Here is a 2892-nt window from a genome sequence, read left to right on the forward strand (position 1 = left end):
TGACCACCCTGCTCTCCTCGCTGGCCGAGGAGGCGGGTGGTCAGTGGGTGCACGCGGTGGTCGACGTGGACGCCGCCCCGGGGATCGCCCAGGCGTTCCAGGCGCGGGCGGTACCGACCGTGGTCGCCGTCGCGGCGGGGCGGCCGCTCGCGGACTTCGAGGGAGAACAGCCCGAGGACGCGCTCCGCCAGTGGATCGCGGCCGTCCTCCAGGCCACCGAGGGCAAGCTCACCGGCATTCCCGACACAGAGGTCGGCGAGGAGCCGGAGGAGGCTGCGGACACCGAGCGAGACGCGGCCGAGGACGCCCTCGCTGAGGGGGAACTGGCCACCGCGGAGGAGCGCTTCACGGCTCTGGTGGACTCACGCCCCGGAGACCACACGCTCCTGGAGGCGCTGCGGTACGTGCAGGCCGCTCGTCGTGTGGAGGAGGAGGCCGACGCCGGCGAGGGCACGGTTGCCGCAGCCCTGCGGGCGGCCGACCGGGCACTCGTGGGCGGGGAGTACGAGCCGGCGTTCGCGGTGCTCGTCGACGCCATCCGCGTGAGCGCTGGCGATGACCGGGCGACGCTGAGAGCCAGACTGGTCGATCTCCTCGAGGCGCTCCCGACGGACGACCCGCGGGTGCTGGCCGCTCGTCGCAACCTCGCCAACGCGTTGTACTGAGGCCCGCGTGCTCCCCGCCGTCAGCGGGTGAGGCGCAGCCACACCGCGGCGCGGGGGCCGACGGTGATGCCCGCGGAGTGGGTGCGGCCGTGGTGTGGCCGCTCCTCGGAGTGGACCCCGCCGAGGTTGCCGGTTCCGGACCCCTCATAGGCCGACGCGTCGGTGTTGAGGATCTCCTCCCAGTACCCGGCCTCGGGCAGACCGATCCGGTAGTCATCCAGGGTGCGGCCCGAGAAGTTCACCACACAGGCGATCGTGCTGCCCGCGTGATCGGTACGCAGGAACGACAGCGCGTTGTGGTCGCCGTCATTGGCGTCGATCCACGAGAAACCCGACGGGTCGTCGTCGAGGGTCCAGAGACCGGGGTTCTCCGCGTAGCGGGCGTTCATGTCCCGAACCGAGGCGAGGATGCCGCGGTGGTACTCGCCCTCCCAGCCATCGAGGTTCGCCCAGGTGACGCCCTGTTCGTCGTTCCACTCGCCGACCTGGCCGAACTCCATCCCCTGGAAGATCAGCTTCTTCCCGGGGTGTGCCCACATGTAGGCGTAGAGTCCCCGCAACCCGGCCGCGCGGTCCCACGAGGAACCCGGCATGCGCTGCCACATCGACCCCTTGCCGTGCACCACCTCGTCGTGGCTGAGCGGGAGGACGAAGCGCTCGCTCCAGGCGTACATCAGGGAGAAGGTGACCTCGCCGTGGTGGTGGCCCCGGTAGACGGGGTCGAGTCCCACGTAACGCAGGGTGTCGTTCATCCACCCCATGTTCCACTTCATGGAGAACCCGAGACCGCCGGTGTCCGTAGGGGCGGTGACGCCGCCCCACGAGGTCGACTCCTCGGCGATCATCAGGAATCCGGGGTGCTCCCGGTGCACGGTGGCGTTGACCTCCTGCAGGAACGAGATGGCCTCGAGGTTCTCTCTACCGCCGTAGCGGTTGGGGGTCCACTCGCCCTCGTTTCGCGAGTAGTCCAGGTAGAGCATCGAGGCGACGGCGTCCACCCGTAGACCGTCCACGTGGAACTCCTCCGCCCAGTACAGGGCGTTGGCCACGAGGAAGTTACGGACCTCGTGACGACCGAAGTCGAACACGTAGGTGCCCCAGTCGGGTTGCTCACCGCGACGGGGATCCGCGTGTTCGTACAGCGGGGTGCCGTCGAAGCGGCCGAGCGACCACTCGTCCTTGGGGAAGTGCGCGGGGACCCAGTCCACCAGCACGCCGATACCGCGGGAGTGCAGGTGGTCGACGACGTAGCGCAGGTCGTCCGGGGAGCCGAAGCGACTGGTGGGAGCGTAGTAGGAGGACACCTGGTAGCCCCACGATCCGCCGAAGGGGTGCTCGGCGACGGGCATCAGTTCGACGTGTGTGAAGCCGGTCTCGGTCACGTGATCGGCCAGTTGGTGGGCGAACTCGCGGTAGCCGAGCCCCGGCCTCCAGGAGCCCACGTGGACCTCGAGGACCGTCATCGGGGAGCGTGAGTGGTCGCGGGTCGCCCGGGTGGCGACCCACTCGTCGTCGTTCCATTCGTAGCCGGACGTGAACACCCTGGACCCGGTGGCGGGGGGCACCTCTGTGGCCACCGCGAGCGGGTCGGCGTGGTCGACTGTCCGGCCGTCGGCGCCGCGGACGCAGTACTTGTAGACGGCGTCGTCGGTCACGTCCGGAACGAACAGCTCCCACACCCCCGAGGCGCCGATCGCACGCATGGGCAGGGCGACCGGGTTCCACCCGCAGAAGTCGCCCACGACGCTGATGCCACGGGCGTTCGGGGCCCAGACGGCGAAGGAGGTGCCGGTGACGGGCCCGCCGGGGGTGTCATACGTGCGGACGTGCGCCCCGAGGACGGTCCACAGCCGCTCGTGCCGGCCCTCGTTGATCAGGTGGAGATCCATCTCGCCCAGGGTCGGCAGGAAGCGGTACCCGTCGGCGACGGTCCGCGAGTGCCCGTCCGGATAGGTGACCCGCAACCGGTAGTCGGGGACGTCGCTCTCGGGCAGCACCGCCCGGAACATGCCCTCGCCCAGCGGCTCCATGGGCACAGTGCGCGCGTCGAGCACGATCTCCACCGAGGTGGCACCGGGCTGCATGGTCCGCACGACGGAACCGCCTCCGGCCGGGTGGGCGCCGTAGACCGAGTGTGGGTCGCGGTGCGTGCCGGAGCGGAGCGCGTCTAGCTCCCCGCGGGGGATCTCACCCGACGGCTCGGCGGAGGCGGCCGGCGCCGGGGTCC

General features: G+C 70.5%; 2 protein-coding genes. One reads left to right on the forward strand and one right to left on the reverse strand.

Annotated elements, in window-relative coordinates; genetic code table 11:
* Window positions 1–665 (forward strand): tetratricopeptide repeat protein (locus G6027_RS15575; RefSeq protein ID WP_182637961.1); only part of this gene is annotated, 665 nt, incomplete at its 5' end.
* A gap of 20 nt (window positions 666–685) precedes the next feature.
* Here G6027_RS15575 and glgB read toward each other — a convergent pair.
* On the reverse strand, window positions 686–2851 hold the full coding sequence (gene glgB, locus G6027_RS15580) for a 1,4-alpha-glucan branching protein GlgB (protein ID WP_182637962.1): 2166 nt from the start codon (window positions 2849–2851) through the stop codon (window positions 686–688).
* Window positions 2852–2892 lie beyond the last annotated feature (41 nt).

It is taken from the genome of Dietzia sp. SLG310A2-38A2, from assembly GCF_014145095.1.
GTDB lineage: Bacteria > Actinomycetota > Actinomycetes > Mycobacteriales > Mycobacteriaceae > Dietzia.